Origin of the sequence: Natrialba sp. SSL1 (assembly GCF_001861355.1) — an archaeon.
In the GTDB taxonomy this organism is placed as follows: domain Archaea; phylum Halobacteriota; class Halobacteria; order Halobacteriales; family Natrialbaceae; genus Natrialba.
Genome location: NZ_MASN01000034.1, coordinates 104,524 through 130,127, shown reverse-complemented (window position 1 = coordinate 130,127; position 25,604 = coordinate 104,524). Strand labels below are relative to the sequence as shown.

The following is a 25,604-nucleotide window of genomic DNA, read 5'->3' as shown; positions in this document are numbered from 1 at the left end:
ACAAGATTCAGAGGAGCGTAATCTCGCCCTGATAACTGTTCTACCAGTATCTCGCGTACAAAGGTGAGATACGTGGTGTTGAGGTACTGCAAGAAAACGAGTGGGAGACGTCGAAAACCTGATCACGTTGTGGCGACGACACGAAGTCGAATCGCGTGGAACGTGGCTTGTACGTCTGCTCACCGTGTGAGTTGATGGCCAACGCAGATTGTTACGGATCGGAGAATACGTGACAAAAGATAACTCCGGATCCTCACGGCGAGGAGAGGAGTAATGGCTGTGTTGCACAGTCATCGATACACCTATTCGACCGCGAGAGCGGGATGTTTCGCACGAGAGAGCAGGTCGTGTCGTAGACCTGCAAATATCCCACCTGCCGTACGGGAAGCCGCGCCCATCAGGGTGCGGAGGATGTTACAGGAGAATCATATCGATAAACACCTCGTCAAGAAGGAACATGAAGACGAATCCACCGACAAAGCCGCTCATATTTGCGCGGGTGAGTACCTGCGGCGTGTCGAATTTGATGAGGTCTACCACCTGCCAGATCACTTGGGCGATTGCACCAATCCCCACTGCAAGGAGTGCAGCTGCCATAACCGGTGAAAAGGCGACAGCAGCGATCCAGCCGCCAAGCACGACGGGACCGCCCGCAATCACGCCGAGAGCTGCAAAATGAAGTAGCGGTGGTGCTTCGGCGTCACGGGCAACGGCAGCAACTACGGTCGGCCCTTCTGTCACGTTATCGAGGATAAAGCCAACAATCAATAACGTTGCGAGTGCTGCTTCACCCAGCAATAGGGAACTCCCGATTGCGATACCTTCACCGAGGCTGTGCAGGCCAAGCCCGAGTGCAACCAAGTACGCAACGCCGAGCCCTCGGTTTCCGCTCTGTTGAGCGCGAGCAAGACTCCACCGGCTCACGCCAACCATCAGGAGGAGCGTCCCGATGAATCCAACGATAGCTAACCCTGCTGCAAGACTTGGCGACGGTGCCGCCGCAGCGTACTCGATTGCTTCTTCCGTCATTTCTACACCGACGAACGCGAGGACCCCGGCTGAGAGTGCTAACACAATATGGAGTTTACTGTGATCGAGTGTCCGCATAAACGGGAACCAGAGCATCCCAATCACAACAGGGATAATTCCGACAATGAGTCCGATCAGTACCATTGTCCCAAGCACCTCACCTGTTGTGGCGGTTTCAATTGCCTCCAAGTCACCAAGCGGAGAGGTGATTGCTAAGAGCGCAATTGCTGCACCGAGAACGATGAATGGTCCGAGAAACAATACCGACCGAGGAAGCTGCTCGTACGGTGATTCCCTCATGAGCCATCACCAACAGGAAAAGTCGTGTCGGACAGGCTAGGCGCGTTAGCACTCGATCCAGTGAGTCTATCGTCGGTACCGCAAATCGCATCCGAGCCGAAATCTGCGTTCATCAAGCCAAATTTGATTGGGCTAAATAAAAAGTTTTGCTATAGGTATATTAGATTGAGCCTAATAAAACACCTGTGCTGGTTCCACAGTGGCGACACGCACGTGGTGGGCAATGTGTTGTGGGAGTGAGACTGGTTGGTCATTATCACCGGCTAGAACAGTGATCATCCCGAACGGTGCAACCTCACGGACTGTAAGTTCGGTTCCGGGAGTGATCTCATGGTCGGCCAGATATTCGAGGACTTCCGAATCCCGGTCGCTCACTTGTTCAACAATGACTATCGTATCCTCCTCAAACTCCGAGAGGGCAATCCCTGGTCCGCCATCCGGAAGTTCGAGCGTCGAATTAGGAATCGGATCGCCGTGTGGGTCGGTTTCTGGATCGTCAAGTGCCGCAGCTATACTCGTGACAAACTCGTCGCTGATGTGGTGTTCGAGCCGATCCGCTTCCTCGTGGACCTCTGCCCACGAATAATCGAGATGTTCGGTTAAATAAGCTTCAAGGAGTCGATGATGGCGGATGATTTCAAGGGCTACCCGCTTTCCATGTGCCGTCAGCGAGACGCCTTTGTACTTTTTGCGCTCGATGAGGTTCCGCTCTTCTAGTTTGTCGAGCATACTTGTCACCGTGGGCGCAGTCACGTCGAGTTCGTCAGCGATCTCCGATGTCCGGACTCTCTCCTCGTTCTCTTTGTGGAGGTGGTAGATTGCCTTAATGTAATCCTCCATCACAGCGCTTAGCATCATTACTTAAATTAGACATCCCTAATCCCTAAATATGTTGTCCCAAATTACGGGCAGTAAAAAATTAGTATTTCTGGAAGTCCCTAGACTTACGCCCAGTCCACCTTGACTAACGAAATGGATGGATCTCATCGCATAGTTGTAACACCGTCCACACACGCTCCACTCCAGAGGGTACTACCTTGGAATCAACCTTCATAAGGATGACTCGCACGTCGCCGTTGTGGACGACGATGGCGAGGTTGCCGAAGAGATTTATGTTACAGGTTGTAACCTGAAAATACCTCGCTCTTCGAAGCCCGTCGTTGAAGTCGGTCTATCATGCGGCTGAATCTGACTGAACTGTAGCCCATTCTAAATGCGGTTCGAGTCGGCCTCGAATCTCATAGTGTTATGTTGAATAGCCTGTCAGCCTCTGCTGAACAGGATAGCAGGGTCAAACGGGCACCACTCTCGATCTCTAATTGCTACATGGATATGTGCAATCACTCCGAGGAGAGGGAGTTCTAAGAGCGGTCCGATCACTAATGCCAGCGGGATGAGCGGTTCGTGTGGAAACGCGACAACGGCAATTGCGAGGGCTGTCGGTGAGTTCCGTGAGAGGATAGTATTGTTGAAACAAACCATCTCTTTGTAGGAAAACGAGAGCACTCGCCCGACGCCAAACCCGATGCCGAGGTTGATCGCATAGAAGACGATTACGGGAACAGCAAGGAGTGCTAGCAGTCCGGGATTCTCAAGGATCACCTCACCTTGCGAGGCGAACATCGCGCCGATAGCGAGGCTTAAAAAGATGATTTGGAGCGGGCTCAACTTCGGAAGGAACTGCCGATTGAACCACTGCTGGCCCATCTGACGAGTCAACCCCCACCGAGCAATTCCGCCGAGCACGAGCGGAACGATGAGCACGAGAACGACACTTTCGACCAGCAACTCCACCGGTAACGTAACCAGTTCGCCCGCGAAGACGTACAGGTAGAGCGGAAGTAGTATCAACTGGAGAACGAGGTTGTACGGGAGAATAGAGGTTGCCAGCGGTACATCCCCGCCCGCGATGTCGGTGAAGATGAGATACCAGTCCGTACATGGCGTCACCATCAGCATAATAAGTCCGACCCACAGGGCAGGGTGGTCTCGCAGAAATATCGCGCCGAGTGCCACCGCCAACAGCGGACTCCAGATGAAATTTATCAGAAGACTTGACCCGACCACACGACGATTTTTGAACGCCGACCGGAGTCGAGAAAGTGGAATTCCGGCGAACGCGGCAAACAGCATTACCATCAAAAATGGAAGAATCAGTTGGTCAGCGACAGGAGCGACGCCAGAAACCTGCCCCACTGCGAGGCCGCCGCCGATAACGACGAGAACAAACACTGTCTGATATTTTTCGACGAAATCCATTTTGTGAGAAGTTACGTCTGTTGCTGGTTATGCCGTTTGATTTCCACCAATACCTGCTCATGGGAACACGAGTCTCGGAATCAATTCCACGAAGTTGAAAAATAACAGTCAGTAGCTGTGGAACCCGTAAGCACCTCCTTTTCGGCCCTCGCTTCTAACCATTACCTATATACAATTTTGACAATTATCGTAGAACACGAGGAGGCTGACCAGTTGTAACGGCCAGAGAATATCAATCAGTTGGTGGTTTGTAGCTGCGAGCATGCCGAATCTCTGACCGACACCGGTTTCTGTTGAGTTGCGAACGACACGAAACGTGCACGAGATAGATACACTGGCATTAGAATTGTACGAAACCCTTCGCCAGTATATCAGAAATCAATGAGAAAGTCGTGCGCCGAATTGTAGCCGATTCGATCGAACCAATTACGACCCTTCACCGTGAGCTCGGAATCGGTATTAACACGTTGTATTCGAACCGCTATCTATCCAGCTACGCATAATCGAAGTCGGCCACATCTTGCTCAAGCTGCTCAAAAACCAAGATAGCCGTAGCTGATCAGACATGGATTCGAATACACTAATAATTAACTGTAATCCTATATTTTGTGTAGCTGAAACGCAATGGAACCGATTACACTCCGGATTCAGCCGGACTTACTAGACGATCTGGATGATGAGGCTGACGAAGCGGGATTTAGTAGCCGGTCAGAATACATTCGACACCTATTGTTGAATCGGTCTTCTATCTCACAGGGAGTAACAACCGGCATCGATACGGCTACATCCGATACCGAAACTGTGGATACGCTCGCCGTTCAAGTTGAGGAGCTTACTGAATACGTTACTGGGCTTGAGGAGCGGATCACTGACCTCGAGGACGATGTCGACGATGACTCTTCATCGAATGGACCTGATCAGAAAGGTGCCGGCTCCACCAATACGCCCACTGAACAGGAAGATCCCTCACAAGAATCAACACCAGCTGATGGTTCGCCTGGCAGTGGCCAGATAGAGAGCACCCCTCCCGTTGAAGATCTCACTGACCCGGATGACGAAGCACTTCTTGCACTCGGAACATGGCTTCAGGAAGAGGGTCCGAAGAGTGAGGACGCTCAACTCCTCATGCTTGATGCTGCGACGATTCTCGATAGGGAAGGTCCGCTCAGTGCGAGCGAGTTGAGAGAGCGCCTTTTCGATCGGCATCCAGAGTCCTACAAATCTGCGGATACCCTCTGGGCGTCAACTGTCGAACGGCTCTATGAGGAAACTCCGGGTTTTGAAAAGCCCGACTACGGGATGTATGGATTCGATCGAGCAACCGCGTGGGATGTGCTCGAGTGAGCTAAGCGGGTAGTATTAGCCGCTATCCGGGGAATGTGATGAATTTGACTGAGTGTTGTTCACCGGTTAGATGACATTGACATGCAACTCAGGATCCTTTTGTGCTACCACCTTTACCCCGTCGTGGTAGAAGTCAATTTTGAGAGTTGTATCAGGTCGACTGAAGAGGCTTGTAAGGGCGTCTGTGTCAATAGACCCATGCAGTGGTTTGACCTCATCAACAGTCGTGTCTTTTTTCTCGGCAATCTCTTCGACGATTTGGTACACTACGGATTCTTGTCCCGCCCCCCAGTTTTTCGATTCGCTCATGTTCTTCCGTATTGACCCTATCGAGTTGGAAGGCCCAAAAGAGTTTCGTAGGGTTTGTACCCCGCATTTCTATCGGTTATTGTGCAATTGCACATATAATCTGCTTCATTCGGCGTATGCTTTCATCGAGAGGAGTTCTACTCAGATAATGTCAGGAGGGCCTAAACCTCGGATCACTACTGACGATGTTTTACAGTTCTTCGAGGAGACAGATGATAAATGCGAACCATTTGACGCTCCAGAAGTTGCTGAGCAGTTTTCGTGTCATCGAAATACCGCGAGGAATAAGCTTGAGGATCTTGTCTTTCTGGGTGATTTGAACTCGAAGAAGATAGGCTCAGGGAAAGTGTATTGGAAGCCGTGTCCTTGTGACAGGGATTAGATTCTTATCAATAATTGGTCATGGTTCTCGCGTTCAGTACAGGCGATATACACAACACAGAGACTAACAGAGGGTATTGAATTTAACAGAGGAATTGATCATCAATAACCGGCTATACTGACATCTATTGAATCGGGCACGGTTTTCTCATCAGTAATCCGAATAAGAAGCGAATGTGTGATAAGATCATCATGATCGGGGATAAGTGGTTGATCTATAGAAACAGCAACCTGAATTCCGTCTTCAGTGCGTTCAATCGCATCTAATTCGAGATCGTCTTCAGATCGCATTCCGTTTTGAACAACAAGAATATAAGATTCGTCGAAATCAGTCTCGTGACTAAAAGCAGACACTTGTTCAACATCGTCAAGTTCTCTGGCTGCAGTTTCTTCGTCTGCGATAAGCGTATAAGACTCTTCCCTCAGGGCAAAGACATCACGTGGGTCAAAGACATTTCGTTCGAGATATAACGTCTCTACGGTCATGCCATCGGGTATTGACGGAGATTGAAATCTGTTCCATGCGAGATACCCTCCTGTCCCAAGACCAAGACCACCGACAGCAAGGAACTTCCGTCGATTCATAATCAAATATTTGAGATGACTCCTCATATGTCTTCGGGAAGCTCAAACCCCGATTTGATCAATCCGCGGACGTACTGACCGAACTCGGCATTTCATATTCACATCCCACCCTGGGTAAAGAAACCGTTTTACCAACTCCGTTAATCGTCCCCCAAGTATGCACCTTCTCGCTTCCGAATACCCTCCACACGTATTACCAATTCTTCCCGTTGCAACCGATAGTCGAGACGGTATCCGCCGATTCGTAACTTCTCAAACGGCGACCCGGTCAACGGTTCGAGGAAGTCCGCTGGATTACCCCACTCCGACGACACCACTTCATCCAGTTTTGAGATGATACGTTCCTGGATCTCCTCGTCCAGTTGCCCGAACTGGTCATGGGCTCGCGGCGACAACACCCAATCCCACTCCTCATCGTCATTACTCCCTGTCGAGCCCATACTCCGATTTCACTTCGTCGCTCGAAATTCCGTCACCATCATCGAACTGTGCTTCGCTGATCGCGAGATCCTTCCAGAACCCAGCTCCCTCGGGGTGGTTAACGGCTTCTCGCATTGCGTACCGAATGAACTCGCTACGGCTGTTGAAGCCGCGTTCACGCCACGCTTCGTCAGCCACATTGAGAAATGACTGCGAGATGCGAAGGTTGATCCGCTCAATCTCGGGATCGCCGTCATTTGGTTCGGCCTCGGACATACGCCTGTACATCCGTAGTGTGCACACAAAATAGTATCGCCGGTCTCAGATATGACTGATGACTAGCGGAGTCTTTCTTATGATAATATATCAGTAGATAGTAGCGCGGTTTCTTTATTCAGAAACAGAGAGGAATAGATGTGCCGTCTATCTTCTTATTGAGCGATTGATTAAGAACCGAAACTTCCAATAAGTATCTTAAATATGATGGTTTACAGTAGTTAGTAGTACGGTTTCTTTATTCAGAGTTATCTGTGAAACTCGCGGTAAGTACAGAGGACCACCTATTCAGTACAGAACGTGAGTCAATATCTATTGTTCTGCGAATATTTTTAAACCTGAATAATCAAGATAGTTTAGTAAATATAGATGAAAGGCTCCTACCAAGCCGCAAACGAATGGTTAGAGGCGCACCCACTGCTCTGGTTCGTTCTCGCCGCAGTAGTTCCGGGTCTCACGTACATTGGTGCACAGATCGTCATTGGCGGTGAGTCGTTCGCAACCGCGGCACCTCTCGGGGCCGCTTTTGGACTCGCCTTCGCGGTCATCACTGTCCTTGGCAATTGGTTTTTCAGTGACTGATACACTTGCGCTGTGTAGCACGGCAGCGAGAATATCTATTCTAACTGGCAGAATGTTCAGCGGTAAGTACGCATACGTAGTGACCGAACTGCTTCGATCCAGTTTCAAGAATAGACGTGGTAAATAAACCTCACTACCATCTACTGCTATTGAACCCTCTGAATTTAGAACTGTACTCGATGGATTGTTTCATAGTACGACGTGTGATTAGAAATGACTTGAGTTTCACCCCTATAACTGAATAAAGAAACCACGCTACTATCTACTGATATGTGAGTGAGCTAATCAGATCTACCTATACGTTTTCGACATACTGGCTCTCCCACTCACGGCGGGCCTCGAGTTCTCGAGATCCCCGATCGGTGATCGTGTATGAGTTCGTCCGTTTGTCGAGTGTTCCCTTCTCAACCAGCCCTTTCTCGACGAGCGTATCGAGATTGGGGTAGAGTCGTCCGTGGTTGATTTCTGCTTCGTAGTAGTTTTGGAGTTCATCTTTTATCGCCAAGCCATGAGGCTCTTCATGGCCAGCAATGACGTACAGCAAGTCGCGTTGGAAGGCTGTTAGATCATACATGAGGTTGAATTTCCCTCTCACAAGAATAAAGCTGCCCGTTTATAATCGGCTTCAGCGACAATCTTCCGCGATCAGCGCTGGATCTCGACTGGATCTTTCGCCAGTAGATATGTGTCTGAATTTCCTTCTTCGTGGACACAGAGCCCCGCTCGAGTAAATGTCACCGCCAATCGTGGTGCATGTCCAGCAGGGGCTGGAATGTGACCGTGTTCAAGGCCGTGAGCTGGAAGAACGAATTTAGGTTTCATTGGATAGTTTCTTAGGGGGACTACTCCTGGTCAGAGGAGCCTGTAATAAGAATTGTCACGTCTCTTCTGCTGACTCGCCGTCTGAGATCTCGGCGTAGGTCATGCAGGTGGGACATCCGTGGACGTTATTCTCATCAACGGCAAAGACACGGACGAAGGTTGAGGTAACGTGACTTCCACAGTTGGAACATTCAGGCATATTGCTTGGTTAGTTTCGATGTTTAGGTTTTAGCATCCTTGAGTGTTACGTAGTTTCCCTACACTGACCACTTCGCTAGTTATCTTCTTGAATATCTCATCTATAATCACAACCGGTGATAGCGAAGATCCGAAGCTTTACGTTTGATTATCACTATACAGATACCCACACAATGATGGAGCACGTTGACGATATCGCGGCGAAAATCGTGTTAGCCACGAGCGACGGTGACTCCATCCGCCAAATCGCTCACAAGATCGACGGGACCTACTCGTGGGTGTACACCTGGATCGAACGCTTGGAAGAGATCGGTGTCGTCGAGCGAAACGACGGCGTTCATGTGACCGCACCCGCTGTCCGTGAAGGGTACGCTCATACCATGGAAGCAATCAGTCGGCAGTCTCCGCCAACTACCGCAGAGGCGTACGTGTTGCCACACTTTTCGCAAATGCCGTTCACATATACCAAAATCGACGCTGTCTATGTGTGGACTCATGGTGGGTACCAGATTGCACGCGGTTCCGACGCCTATCCTGTATTTATGCGCGTTCATGATACGGACGTTGAACAATGGATATCGTTCTTCGAGCGATATGGGATTCCGAGCACTGTTGGCGAGCGCGATGACAGTGTTATCAACGACGCCTCAGGAGAGATCTACTACAGCTTGTACCCGACGACCGAACAGTTCGATCAAGAGTGGGTAGATGGCAACCCAGTGATCACATTAACCGAGGCAGTCGAGTACATGCAGGAGTATCGCTGGAATTTCGAGCCAGCATTACAGATGATCGCAGACGAATATGAGGTCGACATCGACGTTGACCGGCCCAGCTACATTCCATCGCAATGAGTCTCCCCGAACGTGAGAACGAGCTCTTATCGACGCTTCAAGCAATTATCGATGCTGGTCACCCATACGTTCTCGTCGGTGGATGGGCTGTCACTGCATTCAACCAACGGTTCTCAACCGATGTAGATCTCGTCATCCCCGAGATGGCATTGGAAGAGTACGAATCCTTCCTTGCTGAACACGGGTACGAGCAGACTAACGAGTACGATACGAGTGCGCTCTACGAAGGCCGATTTATTCAGTTTTCGAAAGACGTTGGTAACCCAGTGAGCATCGAGTTGTTGGTGAACGCACTTCGGTGCCGACAGACAGACGCAGAATGGTCGTATCGATACCTCACACAACATTCACAGCCAGCGACTGTCGGGCGGACGCTTACAGTTGATGCTCAGATCCCAGAACAAGAGTTGTTGCTGGCAATCAAGCTCCATAGCGGTCGATTAACGGACATTCGCGACGTGATCGCGGCTGCAACAGATGCGGACTTTGACCGCGTCGAAACCCATCTCCATCGGGGGAACCCAAGAGTGCTCTCCACCCAACTCGAAGGCATTCTCGAGCAAATGGCTGATGAAGGGTTCATCGATGCCTTCAAAGGTGAATTCCAACAGAAAACCATCCCAGAAGACGACATCAAACGGGTCCGCAGGTTTCTTCGTGATCAGCAGGACCGACTCGAATGATCGGAACCAGCTGTCTCTTTGGTGAGCAGAAAGTGTTGGTTTGATATCCGTTCAACATAGATATGTCTGCTATATGACTGAGCCAACGGAGACAATTAAAATCGAAAACGTTGTTGCGTCGACGGGTATCGATCAAGAACTCAATCTCGAACAAGTCGGTGATGATCTTCCTGAGGCCGACTACAATCCCGAGCATTTTCCCGGACTCGTGTATCGGACACAGGAACCGAAAGCTGCTGCACTCATTTTTCGATCGGGAAAGATTGTCTGTACTGGGGCAAGTAGCGAACCGGCAGTACGAGAATCTCTTAGTACTGTCTTCGAGGTCTTACGTGACCTTGGAATTGACATTTCTGAGTCACCCACCATCGAAGTGCAAAATATCGTTGCAAGCGTCGACTTCGGTAGCCAATTCAACCTCAATGCGATCGCCATCGGACTTGGCCTCGAGGACGTCGAGTACGAACCGGAGCAATTCCCCGGATTGGTGTACCGACTTGACGACCCATCGGCGGTTGCGTTGCTCTTTGGCAGTGGGAAAGCCGTTATCACTGGTGCGAAGACTACCGATGCAGTGACCCATGCAACAAACGCCGTTGAAACAAGACTCACGGATCTGGGCTTGTTCGGGTGATGAGTACGTTGGCATTCCAGGGATGGGCTTTGACACAATCACAGCCAGTACTGTTCCGATTGGTTGAATCGTCCCATCAGTCCATACGTGAACATTCCGATATTTTCCCGATATGCGGAGTATCACTTTCACTCTGGTTACATTACCTATAAACACATCCTCTCCCCTCTATCAGATAGCGGGGTGAAAATCCTCCCATCGGAGTTTGTCACACGCTCCGGACCCCTTTAGTGATCGATGATGAGTGGCCAATACCCCACGCTCGGAGACTGTCCACGCTGTGGAGCCACTATTCCATCATCCCGGCTTCTCATTGAGTATGAGACTGATGCTGGTAGTGGAGTATTCGCCGAATGTCCTGCCTGTCAGGAAGTCGTCGCTCCTGAGTGACCGTTCGATTCTCTATGTCCAGTATCGCTCATCATTTGAAGCGCATCCTTTCCTTCCGAGATCCGTCGAGTTCGCTTCACGAATGCCGCCGTTGTGGGGCTACTGTCGACGAGGATTCGAAATCGTGTTCTGAGTGCGGATCAACAGAAATCGCGGTCTACGACCTGTGAACAAGTAGTACTCCAAAGAAGATCCTACCAGACAACAACGGGAGGCTCATGCCCCTTCAGGGAGAGATTCTCGTCCTCCGTGTCGCCTTCCCAGTATATCATACTGTAGTCACCAAATTAAATTTTTGTTCTCTGAATCGATCTTCTATTTTATAGAGAGAGTGACAGCCGGCATCGATAGGGCTACATCCGATGCCGAAACTGTGGATACGCTTGTAATTCAAGTTGAGGAACTGACTGAACACGTTACTGGACTTGAGGATCGGATCACTGACCTTGAGGACGACGTCGACGATGACTCTTCATCGAATGGACCTGATCAGAAAGGTGCTGGATCCACCAAGATGCCCACTGAACAGGAAGATCCCTCACAAGAGTCAACAACAGCTGATGGATTGCCTGGGAGTGATCAGGCTGGTATAGCACCTCTATCGTCGAAAGTCTCACGGATCCAGATGAGGGGATGCTTCTTGCACTCGGAACGTGGCTACAAGAGGAGGTACCGGAAAGTGAGGACGCTCAACTCCTCATGCTTGATGCTGTGACGATTCTAGATCGGGAAGGGCCGCTCAGTACGAGCGAGTTGAGAGAGCGGCTTTTCGACCAGGGCCCTACAAATCTGCTGATACCCTCTGGGCGTCAACTGTCGAGCGACTTTATGACGAAACTCCGGGGTTCCAAAAAACTGAGTATGGAATGTATGGGTTCGACCGAGCTACAATGTGGGAAATGCTCGAATAACAGTAGATAGTAGCGCAATTTCTTTATTCAGAAATGCGGTTAATACTGAACCAGCCAGTATGGTCACTACAGATGCGAACTGACCGAACAGCATAGAACAAATAACGGTTTGACCTTTGAGAAGACACTTACCTTTCTACCGTGAATTATTTGATATGAACCGGCGTGAAGTCCTTGCTACGATGGGAATATCTCTCAGTACTCCTCTCGTCGGTTGTCTCCAAACCAGCAGTACCGGAAGTGAGAACGAAGAACAGGGATACGAAGAGTGCTACCTCATCGAGATACAATATGAATGGTTTCCTCAAGACATCAAAGACGAAGTTGACACTGCACTTGAAGAGGGGAGCTATGAAACTGATACGTTACTGTTTGCTGAAGCCGTTGACGCTGAAGAGTCGTATCTGGTGGTAAACGACACTCCATACGAACCGGTCGTTGAGACTTCCAACGAGACACAGGCTCTCGAACTCCACGAAGTGGACGTTATTCGGACGCCCGAGCCGAGGATCATCCGCGTCCACAACGACGACAACCGCAAACACGAGGTGCATGTGGAATTGACAAATGAAGAAACGTTCGTTGATGAAACCATCACTCTGAAGTCGGGAGAAGAAACCGAACTCGAAGCAACCGACAGGTTCGGCACATACAATCTCTCCGCTCGAACGCTTACCGGCCACGGTGCTGAAGAACACGACTACCGGTACTCAATTAGTGATTCGACTCGAAACGCATACGTAACGATAACTGAAGAAGAGGTGCGGGTTAGTCATACCGTGTCCGACCTTGAACCATGTTCGTGGGATGTCACAGGGTCAAGGTTTCCTAACTAATTCCTGAGTTTCAATTATTATTTCACTTGAACTGACCATTCAGTACATACCCTGTACTTACCGCTCATTGAAATCACCAGATCGTAGGTGTGTCAATAGTTCTACGGCTACCCTCTGCAATTATTAAAATGAATTCAGAACCGATCTTCGTCAAGCTGTCGGAACACTTCCTTCATTTCTTCAGGTAATTCCGATGGATGTGGTCGCTGATCTTCCCACATCATTTTTGTATACTCTTGTATTTCGTCTGGATCATCAACCCACTCGAGGAACTCCTCTTTGCGATCAGTGTATTCCCGTCTTGCATTCACCAATCGTTCGTGACTCTCTGTGAGTCCAAGATGACGCATTCGCTGTCTGATGTAATGGCCCAACGCAGTCAAGGTCCACACGCGACGGAGCGTGTCATCCCGATACGCCTGGTCCGGTACGATTAGTCCGAGGTGGACCGCTTCGTCTCTCCGATCATTGAGATAGCCACGACTCACATCCAATAGATCGTCGATCTCGTCAAACCGATACCCCTCACTATTAAGTAGCGAGATCAATTCAACCGCTCCTTTTCGGTCAAAGAAGTCTGATAGCTCGGTGTAATCAATTTCATCGAAGTCTGGAGACGTATCCCGAACATCGTCTGGCATTAGGTACTACTCTGTGTTGGAAATCTATTCATCCTATACATCGGTTTATAATGTACTGAAGTACAAAATGAACTAGAGTGAATGCTGTATCATCATATAGTCTGAATACTGGTTCGCCAATTCCGCTTATGTGGCTCAATCCCGAACGTATTTCCAGAACCTCCAGAACCGACATCCCAATGAATCAGTTCAAATTGTATCTACAGTGTACTCCCATGATCTATCCTCACACGCTTCGCCGACTGCCCCCAGTCAAATACAAGTGACAAATCTGGCATGAGTGAAACTGATGACCGGTACCAGCTGGCTCTAACGAGACAAGTTGATGAACTCATTGAGGCGGAGACTGACTGGATTACACTCGCCACTGAACTAGACGTCGAGCGGTACAAACACCAGGATACATGTCCCGAATGGACCTCTTCGACGCCATTTCGCCCACTGTTCCTCTCGTATCTCTGGGCAACTGTAGAGGACCACCCGCTTACAGGCATTCCAGGGAGACTCGAGGACCGACCGAAACTTGCACGAGCGTTTGGGTTCGACCCAGACAATCTCCCCTCTGAAAGTACATGTAAACCGGTTCGACTTGAGGGTCGATTTGAGAACCTCCAATCGGTTGTGGAATCAGCTGCGGACGATATTCAATCGATCGCGATTGAACGCGGTGCGTCTATTGGATGTGATCTTCTGAAGCAACAGCACAAGGATACCACCGATGATCCTCCGTCAAATCGAACGGTACAACGACTGTTGCGAAAGAAAGGACGAGATGTACTCGAAGAGTTGAAACAGAGTATCATTCCCTCACTATCGATTCCGCGTCCAGACGACGCCATCTATGACGAAGAGGAGTTGCTCGTCTTGGAGTCGATTGCAGCAATCAAGCAATCGGCAGCAAACGATGCAGGAACAACCCATGGTGATCTGAAGAATCCAGATCCGGATCTAGATGATGCGTTCTACGAGGATGGTCCATCCGGAGAGACGCTGCTGGAATCGATGAAGAACATGTCGGTTGATCAGATTGCGACGGTGATGAACTTCGCATTGCGAAAGACGTACACGCGTGTGAAGCCCCGACTTAACGAACTCGAACACGAGAACGGGTCACGGTTTGGAACCAGAGCGAAAGTCGCACTGGATATCACGTATGTCGCGTACTACGGGGATCGAGATGAGGTAGTGTGGGTCCAAGGAGCACCTGAAGACAAGGGATACAGGTGGTGTCACAAATTTGCGACAGCCGTAATCGTCGGAGACAACTCGCACTATATCGTTGGTGTCTGTCCACTCGGTAGTACTGAATACGCTGACACCGATGCCTATGCTGGTGATGAGAAGTCCTACTACGTGGGCGATGTCGCCCGGCGACTCCTTTCGATCGCCGAGAAGTACGTGAACATTCGGATGGTGTACGCTGACCGGGAATTTCATGCCGCAGACGTGATTTACACGCTCGAAAACAAGGATTTGAAGTACGTGATCCCGGCAGTGAAAGACCAACATCGGATCGGACCGATGTGTGATCGGTTCGACCAGTTAAAACGCGGATACAATGAAGAGAATGATACCGCCTTATACGTCAAAAACGACTTCCCCATCCACGGCCCGGTGAAGCACGATGTATCGAACACGAAAGTCTACACGAATATTGTGGTACTACCCCCTGACGAGGACGACGATGCAAATGAGGGGGGATCTCCGCAGCCGTTTATCACGAATCTCGAAGTGAGCGATGAGGTCGCGTTGGACCGGCGGTGGGCGAGAAAGGAAATTGAGCAGTACAGTGATCGAGCCGCAATTGAGAACTCTTACTCATCGGTGAAGAAGTGTGCTGCGTGGACGACGTCAAAGGAGATCGAAGTCCGATGGTTCCATTTTGCATTTGGCTGTATCATTTACAATCTGTGGCTACTGGTTGACTTTCTCGCCCAGGAGCGGATTGGGGTGATCGAAACGAGAAAGAAACCCCGTATCACCCTCTCCAGGTTTCTTGAGTGGCTCAAGAAGGAGCTGATCACACTCATTTAATTCGCGTTCTGGTTTGCATCTCGTGAGAGATATCTGTAGGTAGCGGCGCTGTTTTTGACATCATTTTGGACGTTTGGTCTGGAAATAACTTTTTTGATGTGTTTGAGGAGTATTTTCGACCAGTCATGACCCGTTTTCGACGGAGATTGTCGCGTTTTCGTGAACGTTTTGACCGGCATTCGCATCGTAACGTTTCTATTTTAGTATATCGTCATACGATTTATAAAAGCAGCCAGTTCCGTAGATCTGGAGATAGAGTCCTCCTAACGTGGAAATATTGGCTATGGGACTCTGCTAACTACTGGTCGTGATTACTCTGATAATCACGACCACCTTGAAGTACCCCGACGCCGTCGGTGAAGCACGAATGCTGCAACCGCCTCACAACGGCGCTTCCCCCGGGGTAGAGCCGCCAAGACCGGGCTCCGAGTTTGCTCTGGCTACCCTCAGCTGAGATCGGGGCGATGGCGAAGAAGTCGATTCGATATAGAACTAATAACCTCAACCTATATTAAGACAAAGCCCGAACGATGTTGTATGACCGAAGATGAATCGAACTCCGAGGGCCTGATGGAACGCCAGACCACGGGTGAAGACCGCGTGCGGATGGTTGCTCGGCAGCTGTCGGAGCCACAGACGGCCAACTGGATCGCCTCCGAAGCGGGCTGGTCACACGAACCAACTAAGCGCGTCCTCGAGCGACTCGTCGACGACGGCATCCTCCACCGTGACGAAAGCGGTACTCACACAACGTATTATCCTGATTACCGCCGCCAAGCGATGCAGGAGGCGATGCGCCTCCGAGATAGCGGACACACTGTCGAGGAGCTTACGGACTGGCTCGCCAATATGAAGACGCAGATTCGCGACTGGGAGGATGAATTCGGCGTTGAATCACCGAATCAGCTTCGTGGGACGCTCGCTGACGAGTCCCTTGACGGTGGCGAGGAAGACCGTCGCCGTGAGATTGCCCGCGAGTGGGAGCACCTTCTACGGCGTATCCAGATTGTCGGCTTCGCCATCCGCGAGTGGGACTTCCTCGCACCGACGACAGAGCCTGCTGAGGCCAGCAGCTAACGGATGTCGGTCCCGCATCCAGGTGGTAATCCGAACGCGAACCTCTACGCCCAGCTAAAGCGAGACGTCCTTGACCGCGTGCCACAGATCACGGCCGTCGAGTACGTTCCAGACGATATCGAGGCAAAGCAGCTGCGGGCGACTTTCGATCCGGCCCGTCTGGATCCCCCAACGGGCCCTGATTCGCCGGAACTGACCGTCAAGTGGTATCGACAGGAGCCACACGATTGGTTCCGTATCAACTACACCGACCCGAACACGGGCTTTCACGCTGGCTGGAATCAGGACGAAGACCATCCCGATCTGGGACGGACGCATTTCCAGTACTCAGTCGCCGATACGGAGGACCGCTGGGGGATCACATTCGAACACGAGACTCCCTCCCTGATTCTCTGGGAAATTGTCGAAGAGCTCCTCGAGGACGTCCGTCCGACGTACCAGTACGCGAACGAGGAACGATGACACCTCGAGATCGCGCCGATCAGTCACTCACAAGTTCCTTCGAGCGCTACCTTCAGGACAAGGGGAAAGGCCGCGCCGGTGACGGCGGGAACTATCGACGCAACGCTTCGCGCGAGCTCGAGCGGTTCGCCGAGTGGGCCGCCGGTGACCGCGGCGACGACGACTGGACTGGGATCGTCCCCGGCAACGTCAACCGCGAACCCACCTTTGAGGACCTCGACGAACGAGTGTTCCGGGAGTACGCCCGGCATCTCGCCGGCGATCGAGGACTCAAGCAAAATACCGTACAAACCTATTACCGCTATATCTCTGCGTGGTGTGGCTGGTGCGTCAACGAGGGCTACCTCGAGGCACACTACGCCCAGCGGGCGAGTGCGATGGCGCCGCTGCCGGAGGACGACGGCCGCAAGCCCGGTGACCAGCAGGCTTGGACATCCGAACAGCGCCACGCCCTCACCCGCTACGTCGACGAACGGGCCCGAGACGCCGTCGAGGCGTACACGACACTCCCGGAGGATACTGGCCCCCTCGACAAGCAGCGATCACGCTACGCGGCGCTGAAGGCGGCTCGTGACCGCGCCCTCGTGTTCGTTCTCGCGTACACGGCTGTCCGCGTTGGTGAACTCCTCCGAGACCTGAACGACCCGCGCCGGCGTGGCGTCCGCTGGGAGGACCTCTCCCTCGACGACGGTAGTATGGACGTCTACCGGAAGAAACAGCAGTGGGACGCCGCCAGTCTCCCCGACCCGGTGATCTCGCCGCTGCAGAGCTACCGCCAGCTGATGGACCCACCGACGGAACGCTGGCCGGTGTTCCCGACGTTCGACCAACGGACGCTCGCAGGACTCGTCCAGGATGAGCTAGCCGAACAAGGGGAACATTCAGAGGTAATCGCCGAACGCCGTGAGGAGTACGCTCGCAACCTCCTCCTGACGCTCGATGAGGATATTCGGCCGCCCTCGATTACGACGGACGGCGCACGGTCGATTCTCCAACGGCTCTCAGAGTCCGCAGAGATCGAGATCGACCATCCGAAACACGATTATCTTGCTCCGCACGGCGGTCGCCGAGGGATGGGAGAGGTCCTTGTCCGCGCGTTCGGATACACGGTTGCGGCCCGGTATCTCGACAACTCCGAAGAGATGGTTCGAGAGCGGTACTCACATATTGAGGCCGGGGAATTGGGTGATGTTGCTACGGAAGCACTCAACGAGATTGATTCCATCTAAAGCTACGACAGCAAGATTTAGCAGAGTGTCAGAGATTCGACATTTGGAAACCTACAAATGAAATAATTGGGCACGGGGTTGAAATATAAAATCCTGGTTTTCAGCCTATCTCGGCACGGTTTACAGGGGAATTATTGATTATTTGTCGTAATAAGGGGAGTTGTTTCGGGGTAGGTTAGACTCACGCCACCGAAACAATCTCACAACCAGTCAGGACGAGGACGATAATCGAAGTCCTCAATCTCTTCGATATCAACTGGCCGTGTCTCACTGCTCGGCAACGATAAATCAGCTGCCTCATACATATCGTAGAGAATCCCGATTTGCTCATACAGATTCACTTGCCTGAGCAGCTCGATTCCGTATTCGGGAACAGTGTAATATTTTCGAGGTATGCCGTTTGGAACTGGTGACTGTCGCATCGAGTACTGTTACGATTGCCCGATTACGGTTTCGAAGGTCACGTAAATGATCACGGATTGTGCTCTCCGTGATTTCGTTCCTAGCTGCGAGTTCAACCGCGCTGAGGGCCCCAGTCGAACTGGCCAACATCTGCTGAAGGAGACGAATTTTTGGTGGTGAGAGGATATCCCTCAAATCCTGAAGACGATCTGGATCTAACCCGTGATCAGCAAGCCTGAACTGATCTGGATCATTCGCTTTGCAATCTGGTTGATCCGATGTCTTGGGTTCGTGTTGCAGAGTGCTACCTACTTACTACACTCACACTACACTCACGTATGTTTTGTGACGTCCATCGACAAACATTATCACAGACACACGGAGTCAGAGAATGTGAACCGCCTCGGGGTCAAGCCCCGAGGCACTCGGCCTGCCCTGGCTGTAGAGGAGTTCTCCAGGCAGAATTGCGTGAAGAAATGGAGCGCACTGTCTGTACAGCGTTAGCGAATTCAGACACATGCCAATACGTTTGGGTTGGTGAAGTTGATGTAGAGACGGGGTGTGTTGAGCCGCGTGAATGGTCTGGAAACGAACCCATCCAAATTCTGTACGAATGTGAGACAACGAATTCAGAAAGTACAGGCTCTGAAACGCTTGTTTCACTGATCCGGCGGGTGTTCGTCGTCCAGATTCTTCGTGGAGCCCATTAATACGGTATCCGAGGGTCGCTCTCTTGTTTCCTTCGCTGATGTCCGAAGCGCGCGGTCGTAATAGTCAATCTCCGATTGACGCTTTCCCATCACTCAAAGCGTCCTCCCACAGAACATTTCGGAGGACAGAAGAATACGATTAAGCGATCTCGTAGCCCGCGTCCTCAATGGCCGCGTGGATCTCTTCGTCCTCAACACCACCTTCGGTGTCGAGTTCGACAGATTCGGCTTCGTGGTCAGCAGTGACCTGAGTCACGCCGTCGAGCGCTTGGAGCGCATCCTCGACGTTCTGTTCACAGCCTTCACAACTCATCCCGGTGACGGTTATCGTTCGCGCCATGCTGTACTAGTAGACCTATTCTCTTATTGCGGTTGTTGTTTCGACCTTTCAGCAAACTTCGTTTGAAACTTTTGAATATAAACCGATTTCCGGGGAAGACTAATCGTATTTGACGTGGTAGTCTCTTCTATGAGGAACCCAGATGAGACCGACCTCGAAATCCTTCGGTTGCTGATCGATGACGCTCGGCGGCCGTTCAGCGAAATTGCCGACCACGTCGGCCTGACCCCACCAGCGGTTTCCGACCGCATCGCACGCTTAGAAGAATTAGGCATTATTCGGAACTTCACGGTTGACGTGGACCGAACGAAGCTTCAGAACCGAGTGCCGGTATTGATTCAGCTGACAGTCAAACCGGAAGCTGTTGAACGCATCTTCGACCGGTTGTATGAGCTGAAGGAGACCGAGCACGTCTTCCAATGTTTCGATGGCGGCATCGTTGCCCACGTGAACGCCCCAGATCAAAATGTTCACGCGTGGTTCCGAGACACCCTTGAATTGGAAGACATTGACTCGTACGAGATCACGCCCCTCGCCAGATACGAATGGAGTGTCGGGGTCACACCCTCTGATTTCACCATCTCGTGTGCAGTGTGCGATAACACGGTGAAAAGTGACGGCGAAACCGCTCGAATCAACGGCGAGGTCAAAGTCTTCTGCTGTCCATCGTGTAAAAACAAGCACGAGCAGCAATACAAATCGCTGCAACAAGAGGCAAACTGATTCTGGAAATCCGACTTTCGATTTAAAGTTCTACCCCCTTTCGAATTCTAGTAATTTTAACGACAAGTCGCATCAAACTGTAGCCCGTAGTAGGAGATGAGGTGAAGAGACCATGTCAAACGACCATTCGAATATAGAACGAACCGACCTGTCCCTCTCGGGCATGTCGTGTACGACGTGCGCGTCTACAATAGAGGACAGTCTCGAAGATGTAGACGGGGTGCAGGACGCTTCAGTCAACTTCGCCACGGAGCGAGCAGACGTCAGCCACGACTCGGATGTACCTGTTGAAGAACTCATCGAGGCCGTAGAAGCCTCTGGTTACGGTGTTCGTGACGAGTTACTGAACGACGAGATGGAAGGAAAAGAAGAGCTACAGGAGATGCGTCGGATGGCGATCCGGGCGTGGATTGTCACGTCTCCAATCGTCCTACTCATGGTGTTCATGTGGACACCGTTGGAGGTTCTGACCGGCTTCCAGATCGACGTTGCTATGTTCGTCTTCGCCACGCTCGTCGTCTTCTACTACGGTCGGACTACCCACGCGTCCGCGATTCGGGGTATCCAGAATGGGACGTTCAACATGGATTCGCTGATCTCGATCGGGACCCTTGTCGCGTGGGTGACCGGCGTGATGGTCTTCGTGACGCCGATCGAGAACTACGCTGGCGTCGGAGCGATGATCATGGCCTCGCACAACGTGGGAACGTACCTCGAACACCGAGCGAAAGGACGTGCGAGTTCGGCCATCGAGGGCCTGATGTCCATGCAGGCAGAGACGGCAGCGGTTCGGAGAGATGACGAAGAAATCGAAGTTCCCATTGAAGAAGTCGAGATAGGGGATGTAATGGTCGTTCGTCCCGGCGAGAAGGTTCCACTCGACGGAACCGTCATCGAGGGACGAAGCAGCGTCGATGAATCGATGGTGACCGGCGAGTCCGATCCCGTGACCAAGGAGGAAGGCGACGAAGTAATCGGTGCGACGGTGAATCAGTCCGGGATGATCAAGGTGCGGGCCGAAAAGGTCGGTGACGACACGTTCCTCTCACAGGTCGTCGAACTCGTCGAAGAAGCTCAGGGAACCAAAGTCCCGATCCAGGCCTTCACCGACCGTGTCACGAACTACTTCGTCCCGACCGTATTGATACTCGCAGCGCTCTCGTTCGTGTTGTGGTTCCTGTTCCCGGACGGGATGGGGGCCGTCGCGGGTATCGGTGCACCGTACCTCCCCTGGGTGGATCTCGCTCTCGATCCGTTGACGCTCGGGATCTTCGCGGCTGTTGCCGTTCTGGTGATCTCGTGTCCGTGTGCACTCGGACTGGCGACGCCGACGGCGCTGATGGCCGGTACTGGGAAGGCTGCCGAGAATGGCATCCTGTTCCGCGACGGTGAGGCAATTCAGACGATGAAGGATCTTGACGTCGTGGTGCTGGACAAGACGGGGACGATCACGGAGGGCAACCACTCTGTCACGGACATCGTCGTGGGAGACCACCCTGCGGTCAGTGCTGACGGCGGACACCTAAAAGATCCCGGTCTGACCGAACGCGAAGTGGTCAGACTCGCTGCCTCGGCCGAACGAGGGAGCGAACACCCGATCGGGCAGGCTATCATCGAGTACGCCGAAGACCAGGAAATCGAACTGACCGAGCCGGAGGCGTTCGATAACGTCGCCGGAAAAGGGATCCAAGCAGAGATCGACGGACGATCGGTCTACGTCGGAAACACGAAGTTCTTCGACGAAGTCGGCATTCCGCTTGCCTACAAGGACGAACTGCGCGCCCTAGAGCAAGAAGGGAAAACGACGGTGCTCGTCGGTGTCGAAGACGAAAACGTCGGCGTCATCAGCACGGCCGACACGATCAAAGAGGAATCCCACGATGCGATTCAGGCGTTGCACGACCGTGGGCTCGAAACCTGGATGATCACCGGGGACAACGAGCGGACAGCCCGCGCGATCGCTGAAAAGGTCGATATCGACCCCAGTCGAGTCATGGCTGGCGTCCTCCCGCAGGATAAGATCGACAAGGTCAGCGAATTACAAGAAGAGGGATACAACGTTGCGATGGTCGGCGACGGGATCAATGACGCGCCCGCGCTGAAACAGGCGAACATCGGCGTTGCTATCGGCACGGGAACTGACATCGCCATCCAGTCGAGCGACGTCAGCCTTGTGCGGGGCTCGCTCGATGCGCTCGTTGACTCGTTCACGCTGTCGGAGCGGATCTTCTCGAAGATCAAGCAGAACCTCTTCTGGGCGTTCATCTACAACACGGTGGCGATCCCGATCGCTTTCTTCGGGCTGCTCCACCCGGTGATCGCCGTCGCGGCGATGATTACGTCGAGCATCTCGGTCATCACGAACTCGACGCGGCTGGGGAATATCGAGCTGTAACTGACAGCTCACCCCACCCGTTCTCACATCGCCAAACAACCGGTACTCATATCCTCCACCGACAGACTCGAAGAAGGACTTTGAGTTACTTGTACTGATCAACCATCAGTCAGAACCGCTTGACGACGGGTATTCTCCGCTCCATTCACATCAGCATTCTCCGCTCCATTCACATCAGCATTCGCCACTACACCACATCCGCCGCGTAGCTCTTGCTGAGCAGGTCTGAGAGCATTGTTCCAAACTACCTCTACGACCTGCTCGCTTCTCAAACTGGCCTAACTAGACACTGCCTCTTCAGCCAGAAGGCATGTACTTGACTCAATTTTCCCAGTTTGATATACTGCTGAAATCTCTGGAATCGGTGGCATGATCGTTGCGTTCGTCTTTCTCATTTTATCTGCTCGCACAGTGTAGACGCATTGAGGGAGGGGTGTCGTGTTCGTGAGAAGTACTACGTTTGCAAAGTTACACAGACAGATCAGCTCGTCGCAGGAGTTGTGCGTTGATGGCGACGATGACCGTACTCGCTGACATCAGGACGGCACCAACTGCTGGTGAAAGCAATATTCCGATTGGGGCTAGTACGCCAGCTGCGAGCGGCAGCGCGAAGACGTTGTAGCCGGCCGCCCACACGAGGTTCTCTTGCATCTTTCTGTAGCTCTTCCGGCTCAAACGGACGAGATGCGCGACGTCACGGGGATCGTTCTCCACGAGGACGACATCGGCAGACTCCACGGCGACGTCTGTCCCACTCCCGATTGCGATGCCCACATCAGACCGAGTCAGCGCAGGTGCGTCGTTCACTCCGTCGCCAACCATCGCTACCAGTTTACCCTGGTTCTGGAGTTCGATAATCTTCTTGTCCTTGTCTTCCGGGAGTACTTCGGCGAAGTACGTGTCAATATCGAGTTCATCGGAGACAGCGCTTGCGACGTCCTCGGAGTCTCCAGTGAGCATTGCAACCTCGACGCCCATCTCGTGGAGTGCTTCGATCGCCTCAAAGCTCTCGTCCCGGATCACGTCTGCAAGCGCGACTGCGCCTACCGCCTCGCCATTTCGAAGCAGGTAGACGACACCCTGACCGCGCTCACCAGCTTCGTCCGCGAACGCTTCGAGTTCGGCGTTGAGCTCAATGTCCAAGTGGCGGAGCAAGTTCGGGCCACCGACATAGACCGTCTCGCCATCTCGTACGCCGTCCTCACCCGCGCCGGGAGTCGCCGCCGCTTCAACTTCTACGGTCGCGCGGACCCCGCGGCCTTGGAGCGCCTCAAACTCGCGCACACTTGGTATGGAGAGTCCTCGTTCATTGGCCTCCTCACGAATCGCCTCTGCAATCATGTGTTCGGAGTCGCCTTCCGCAGCAGCCATCACGGCTAGTAGTTCGTCCTCATCCCAGTCTTCGGACGTGGTGATATTCACAACCCCTTGTTCACCTTCTGTAAGCGTCCCCGTCTTATCGAAGACAATTGTATCGAGGTTGCGCGCTTCCTCCATGGCGATCCGATCGCGCACGAGCATGCCGTTTTGCGCCGCCATCGACGTGTTGATTGCGACGACCAGCGGCACAGCCAATCCAAGCGCGTGCGGACAGGCAATGACGAGTACGGTAACGACCCTCTCGACAACCGGTAACCCGAAGCCGACCGCCACTGTCCACGCGACGGCTGTAACAGCCGCCACCGCAATTGCTGCGTAGAACAGCCATCCAGCTGCACGGTCAGCGAGTACCTGGGTTCGAGAGCGGCTCTGTTGGGCCTCCTCGACCAGTCGCATAATTCCGGAAAGCGTCGTCTCCTCGCCAGTTGCACTCACGCGCACCCGAAGGCTGCCGTCGCGGTTGGTCGTGCCGCCGATCACCTCGTCACCCGGCTCTTTCTTTACCGGGCGCGATTCGCCGGTGATCATCGCCTCGTTGACGTTCGATTCACCGTCTTCGACGACACCGTCAGCGGGGACGTTTGCCCCGGGTCGAACGAGTACGAGGTCGTCTTCCGCGAGGTCGTCAATGCGGACTTTTTCGGTCTCGCCGTCTTTGGTTACGCGTTCGGCCGTATCCGGCATCAGCTCTGCTAGCTCGTCGAGCGCGCCCGAGGCTCGCCGGACACTACGCATCTCGATCCAGTGGCCGAGCAGGAAGATGACGATCAGCGTGACGAGTTCCCAGAAGAACGGATCACCAATCCCGAAGCCGATCGCAGCGACGCTGTAGACGAACGCGACGGTAATGGCGAGCGAGATCAGTAACATCATCCCCGGTTCGCGGTTTCGCACTTCGACCGCCCCCATTCGCAGGAACGGGATTCCACCGTAGATGAAGACAATCGTGCCGAGAACCGGCCCGACGAACTCACTCCCGGGGAACGTCACGGCTGCATAGCCGAACCACTCCTGAAGCATCGGGCTGTAGTAAAGAACCGGCAGCGAGAGGACGAGGCAGACAAAAAAGCGCTGCTTGAACATCTCCTCGTGATCGGAGTGATCGACGTGCGACTCGTGGTCGTGACTGTCGTGGTCGTCATGCGAGCGATCGGGGTCTTCGTGCTCACTTTCCTCATGACCCGCTTCCCGATGCTCATGTCGGACCGCCGGCTCGTCGGTCCGTTCAGCGGTTAATCCGCAGACGCGACAGCACGGACAATCGCGGTCAGTTGGTTTTTCTGCTCGTTGTTGCTCGTCGTGAGCATGATGCGAATCGGGTGTATCCGCCGGATCGTATTGTGACATATATCGGTTCTCAATGGCAACCGTTTCCGAAGTTGGTCGAGTTCCTCACCA

Annotated in this window: 24 protein-coding genes and 1 pseudogene; 13 read left to right on the top strand and 12 right to left on the bottom strand. The window is 52.6% G+C overall.

All coding sequences use genetic code 11. From position 1 onward, the window contains the following. Positions 1 to 41 precede the first annotated feature (41 nt). Positions 42 to 356: pseudogene (locus BBD46_RS23160) on the top strand (zinc ribbon domain-containing protein); the annotation flags it as partial. A gap of 58 nt (positions 357 to 414) precedes the next feature. On the opposite strand, the gene BBD46_RS10925 reads toward BBD46_RS23160, so the two are convergent. The 3 genes from BBD46_RS10925 to BBD46_RS10915 form a co-directional block, all read right to left on the bottom strand. Beyond that, positions 415 to 1,329, bottom strand: coding sequence for a ZIP family metal transporter (locus BBD46_RS10925; RefSeq protein ID WP_071401729.1), 915 nt, complete (start codon positions 1,327 to 1,329; stop codon positions 415 to 417). Positions 1,330 to 1,500: 171 nt separating this feature from the next. After that, positions 1,501 to 2,187: a metal-dependent transcriptional regulator gene (locus BBD46_RS10920; RefSeq protein ID WP_071401728.1), complete on the bottom strand. Its 687-nt coding sequence runs from the start codon at positions 2,185 to 2,187 to the stop codon at positions 1,501 to 1,503. 405 nt (positions 2,188 to 2,592) lie between these two features. After that, a complete protein-coding gene (locus tag BBD46_RS10915; protein WP_071401727.1) occupies positions 2,593 to 3,588 on the bottom strand; it encodes an arsenic resistance protein in 996 nt (331 codons plus the stop codon). A gap of 624 nt (positions 3,589 to 4,212) precedes the next feature. Here BBD46_RS10915 and BBD46_RS10910 point away from each other — a divergent pair. Continuing rightward, a complete protein-coding gene (locus tag BBD46_RS10910) occupies positions 4,213 to 4,932 on the top strand; it encodes a hypothetical protein (protein WP_071401726.1) in 720 nt (239 codons plus the stop codon). A gap of 66 nt (positions 4,933 to 4,998) precedes the next feature. On the opposite strand, the gene BBD46_RS10905 is transcribed toward BBD46_RS10910, so the two are convergent. From BBD46_RS10905 to BBD46_RS23645, 6 genes are all read right to left on the bottom strand, one after another. Next, positions 4,999 to 5,241, bottom strand: a complete 243-nt coding sequence (locus BBD46_RS10905; RefSeq protein ID WP_071401725.1) for a HalOD1 output domain-containing protein — start codon at positions 5,239 to 5,241, stop codon at positions 4,999 to 5,001. A gap of 483 nt (positions 5,242 to 5,724) precedes the next feature. Continuing rightward, positions 5,725 to 6,207 carry a hypothetical protein gene (locus BBD46_RS10900; protein ID WP_253184550.1) on the bottom strand — a complete coding sequence of 161 codons (483 nt, stop codon included), beginning with the start codon at positions 6,205 to 6,207 and terminating at the stop codon, positions 5,725 to 5,727. Positions 6,208 to 6,347: 140 nt separating this feature from the next. After that, entirely contained in the window at positions 6,348 to 6,647 is a 300-nt protein-coding gene (locus tag BBD46_RS10895; RefSeq protein WP_071401723.1) for a type II toxin-antitoxin system RelE family toxin, read from the bottom strand. Beyond that, entirely contained in the window at positions 6,628 to 6,903 is a 276-nt protein-coding gene (locus BBD46_RS10890) for a ribbon-helix-helix domain-containing protein (RefSeq protein ID WP_071401722.1), read from the bottom strand. Before BBD46_RS10890 ends, BBD46_RS10895 begins: the two co-directional genes overlap by 20 nt. Before the next feature lie 877 nt (positions 6,904 to 7,780). Beyond that, entirely contained in the window at positions 7,781 to 8,059 is a 279-nt protein-coding gene (locus BBD46_RS10880) for a PadR family transcriptional regulator (protein WP_071401720.1), read from the bottom strand. Between the two features lie 303 nt (positions 8,060 to 8,362). After that, the gene (locus BBD46_RS23645; RefSeq protein WP_420883934.1) at positions 8,363 to 8,506 is read right to left on the bottom strand and encodes a DUF7563 family protein; all 144 of its coding nucleotides are present in this window, start codon (positions 8,504 to 8,506) and stop codon (positions 8,363 to 8,365) included. Positions 8,507 to 8,678: 172 nt separating this feature from the next. Between BBD46_RS23645 and BBD46_RS10875 the strand changes: the two genes are divergently transcribed. The 5 genes from BBD46_RS10875 to BBD46_RS10855 all read left to right on the top strand — a co-directional run bounded on the left by BBD46_RS10875 (position 8,679) and on the right by BBD46_RS10855 (position 12,813). Continuing rightward, positions 8,679 to 9,359 (top strand): helix-turn-helix domain-containing protein, encoded by a 681-nt coding sequence (locus BBD46_RS10875; RefSeq protein ID WP_006667294.1) that lies wholly within the window; start codon positions 8,679 to 8,681, stop codon positions 9,357 to 9,359. Continuing rightward, positions 9,356 to 10,042 (top strand): hypothetical protein, encoded by a 687-nt coding sequence (locus tag BBD46_RS10870; protein WP_006667295.1) that lies wholly within the window; start codon positions 9,356 to 9,358, stop codon positions 10,040 to 10,042. Before BBD46_RS10875 ends, BBD46_RS10870 begins: the two co-directional genes overlap by 4 nt. A 73-nt stretch (positions 10,043 to 10,115) precedes the next feature. Next, positions 10,116 to 10,676, top strand: coding sequence for a TATA-box-binding protein (locus tag BBD46_RS10865; protein ID WP_071401719.1), 561 nt, complete (start codon positions 10,116 to 10,118; stop codon positions 10,674 to 10,676). Between the two features lie 685 nt (positions 10,677 to 11,361). Next, positions 11,362 to 11,781: a hypothetical protein gene (locus tag BBD46_RS22190; RefSeq protein ID WP_139173572.1), complete on the top strand. Its 420-nt coding sequence runs from the start codon at positions 11,362 to 11,364 to the stop codon at positions 11,779 to 11,781. Between the two features lie 351 nt (positions 11,782 to 12,132). Further along, positions 12,133 to 12,813 carry a hypothetical protein gene (locus BBD46_RS10855; RefSeq protein ID WP_071401717.1) on the top strand — a complete coding sequence of 227 codons (681 nt, stop codon included), beginning with the start codon at positions 12,133 to 12,135 and terminating at the stop codon, positions 12,811 to 12,813. A 134-nt stretch (positions 12,814 to 12,947) separates the two neighbouring features. On the opposite strand, the gene BBD46_RS10850 is transcribed toward BBD46_RS10855, so the two are convergent. Further along, positions 12,948 to 13,454, bottom strand: coding sequence for a hypothetical protein (locus BBD46_RS10850; protein ID WP_071401716.1), 507 nt, complete (start codon positions 13,452 to 13,454; stop codon positions 12,948 to 12,950). A gap of 276 nt (positions 13,455 to 13,730) precedes the next feature. Here BBD46_RS10850 and BBD46_RS10845 point away from each other — a divergent pair, with 276 nt between their 5' ends. The 4 genes from BBD46_RS10845 (at position 13,731) to BBD46_RS10830 (ending at position 18,256) form a co-directional block, all read left to right on the top strand. Continuing rightward, complete coding sequence (locus tag BBD46_RS10845; RefSeq protein ID WP_071401715.1) at positions 13,731 to 15,488, top strand: transposase; 1,758 nt, start codon at positions 13,731 to 13,733, stop codon at positions 15,486 to 15,488. Between the two features lie 537 nt (positions 15,489 to 16,025). Continuing rightward, positions 16,026 to 16,565 (top strand): DUF7342 family protein, encoded by a 540-nt coding sequence (locus BBD46_RS10840; RefSeq protein WP_071401714.1) that lies wholly within the window; start codon positions 16,026 to 16,028, stop codon positions 16,563 to 16,565. A gap of 3 nt (positions 16,566 to 16,568) precedes the next feature. Continuing rightward, entirely contained in the window at positions 16,569 to 17,027 is a 459-nt protein-coding gene (locus tag BBD46_RS10835) for a hypothetical protein (protein WP_071401713.1), read from the top strand. After that, on the top strand, positions 17,024 to 18,256 hold the full coding sequence (locus tag BBD46_RS10830) for a tyrosine-type recombinase/integrase (RefSeq protein WP_071401712.1): 1,233 nt from the start codon (positions 17,024 to 17,026) through the stop codon (positions 18,254 to 18,256). Before BBD46_RS10835 ends, BBD46_RS10830 begins: the two co-directional genes overlap by 4 nt. Before the next feature lie 1,251 nt (positions 18,257 to 19,507). On the opposite strand, the gene BBD46_RS10825 is transcribed toward BBD46_RS10830, so the two are convergent. After that, the gene (locus tag BBD46_RS10825) at positions 19,508 to 19,708 is read right to left on the bottom strand and encodes a heavy-metal-associated domain-containing protein (RefSeq protein WP_071401711.1); all 201 of its coding nucleotides are present in this window, start codon (positions 19,706 to 19,708) and stop codon (positions 19,508 to 19,510) included. 129 nt (positions 19,709 to 19,837) lie between these two features. On the opposite strand from BBD46_RS10825, the gene BBD46_RS10820 reads away from it, so the two are divergent. Both BBD46_RS10820 and BBD46_RS10815 read left to right on the top strand, forming a co-directional pair. Next, positions 19,838 to 20,431, top strand: a complete 594-nt coding sequence (locus BBD46_RS10820; protein ID WP_071401710.1) for an AsnC family transcriptional regulator — start codon at positions 19,838 to 19,840, stop codon at positions 20,429 to 20,431. A 112-nt stretch (positions 20,432 to 20,543) separates the two neighbouring features. Beyond that, positions 20,544 to 22,826, top strand: a complete 2,283-nt coding sequence (locus BBD46_RS10815; protein WP_071401709.1) for a heavy metal translocating P-type ATPase — start codon at positions 20,544 to 20,546, stop codon at positions 22,824 to 22,826. A 468-nt stretch (positions 22,827 to 23,294) separates the two neighbouring features. Here BBD46_RS10815 and BBD46_RS10810 read toward each other — a convergent pair whose 3' ends face one another. Beyond that, positions 23,295 to 25,553 (bottom strand): heavy metal translocating P-type ATPase, encoded by a 2,259-nt coding sequence (locus BBD46_RS10810; RefSeq protein WP_071401708.1) that lies wholly within the window; start codon positions 25,551 to 25,553, stop codon positions 23,295 to 23,297. Positions 25,554 to 25,604 lie beyond the last annotated feature (51 nt).

What these genes read in the sequence shown, in the direction of transcription:
- BBD46_RS10925 (WP_071401729.1), bottom strand. Translation starts at nt 1,329, where the DNA reads ATGAGGGAATCACCGTACGAGCAGCTTCCTCGGTCGGTATTGTTTCTC.
- BBD46_RS10920 (WP_071401728.1), bottom strand. Translation starts at nt 2,187, where the DNA reads ATGATGCTAAGCGCTGTGATGGAGGATTACATTAAGGCAATCTACCAC.
- BBD46_RS10915 (WP_071401727.1), bottom strand. Translation starts at nt 3,588, where the DNA reads ATGGATTTCGTCGAAAAATATCAGACAGTGTTTGTTCTCGTCGTTATC.
- BBD46_RS10910 (WP_071401726.1), top strand. Translation starts at nt 4,213, where the DNA reads ATGGAACCGATTACACTCCGGATTCAGCCGGACTTACTAGACGATCTG.
- BBD46_RS10905 (WP_071401725.1), bottom strand. Translation starts at nt 5,241, where the DNA reads ATGAGCGAATCGAAAAACTGGGGGGCGGGACAAGAATCCGTAGTGTAC.
- BBD46_RS10900 (WP_253184550.1), bottom strand. Translation starts at nt 6,207, where the DNA reads ATGAATCGACGGAAGTTCCTTGCTGTCGGTGGTCTTGGTCTTGGGACA.
- BBD46_RS10895 (WP_071401723.1), bottom strand. Translation starts at nt 6,647, where the DNA reads ATGGGCTCGACAGGGAGTAATGACGATGAGGAGTGGGATTGGGTGTTG.
- BBD46_RS10890 (WP_071401722.1), bottom strand. Translation starts at nt 6,903, where the DNA reads ATGTCCGAGGCCGAACCAAATGACGGCGATCCCGAGATTGAGCGGATC.
- BBD46_RS10880 (WP_071401720.1), bottom strand. Translation starts at nt 8,059, where the DNA reads ATGTATGATCTAACAGCCTTCCAACGCGACTTGCTGTACGTCATTGCT.
- BBD46_RS23645 (WP_420883934.1), bottom strand. Translation starts at nt 8,506, where the DNA reads ATGCCTGAATGTTCCAACTGTGGAAGTCACGTTACCTCAACCTTCGTC.
- BBD46_RS10875 (WP_006667294.1), top strand. Translation starts at nt 8,679, where the DNA reads ATGATGGAGCACGTTGACGATATCGCGGCGAAAATCGTGTTAGCCACG.
- BBD46_RS10870 (WP_006667295.1), top strand. Translation starts at nt 9,356, where the DNA reads ATGAGTCTCCCCGAACGTGAGAACGAGCTCTTATCGACGCTTCAAGCA.
- BBD46_RS10865 (WP_071401719.1), top strand. Translation starts at nt 10,116, where the DNA reads ATGACTGAGCCAACGGAGACAATTAAAATCGAAAACGTTGTTGCGTCG.
- BBD46_RS10855 (WP_071401717.1), top strand. Translation starts at nt 12,133, where the DNA reads ATGAACCGGCGTGAAGTCCTTGCTACGATGGGAATATCTCTCAGTACT.
- BBD46_RS10850 (WP_071401716.1), bottom strand. Translation starts at nt 13,454, where the DNA reads ATGCCAGACGATGTTCGGGATACGTCTCCAGACTTCGATGAAATTGAT.
- BBD46_RS10845 (WP_071401715.1), top strand. Translation starts at nt 13,731, where the DNA reads ATGAGTGAAACTGATGACCGGTACCAGCTGGCTCTAACGAGACAAGTT.
- BBD46_RS10840 (WP_071401714.1), top strand. Translation starts at nt 16,026, where the DNA reads ATGACCGAAGATGAATCGAACTCCGAGGGCCTGATGGAACGCCAGACC.
- BBD46_RS10835 (WP_071401713.1), top strand. Translation starts at nt 16,569, where the DNA reads ATGTCGGTCCCGCATCCAGGTGGTAATCCGAACGCGAACCTCTACGCC.
- BBD46_RS10830 (WP_071401712.1), top strand. Translation starts at nt 17,024, where the DNA reads ATGACACCTCGAGATCGCGCCGATCAGTCACTCACAAGTTCCTTCGAG.
- BBD46_RS10825 (WP_071401711.1), bottom strand. Translation starts at nt 19,708, where the DNA reads ATGGCGCGAACGATAACCGTCACCGGGATGAGTTGTGAAGGCTGTGAA.
- BBD46_RS10820 (WP_071401710.1), top strand. Translation starts at nt 19,838, where the DNA reads ATGAGGAACCCAGATGAGACCGACCTCGAAATCCTTCGGTTGCTGATC.
- BBD46_RS10815 (WP_071401709.1), top strand. Translation starts at nt 20,544, where the DNA reads ATGTCAAACGACCATTCGAATATAGAACGAACCGACCTGTCCCTCTCG.
- BBD46_RS10810 (WP_071401708.1), bottom strand. Translation starts at nt 25,553, where the DNA reads ATGTCACAATACGATCCGGCGGATACACCCGATTCGCATCATGCTCAC.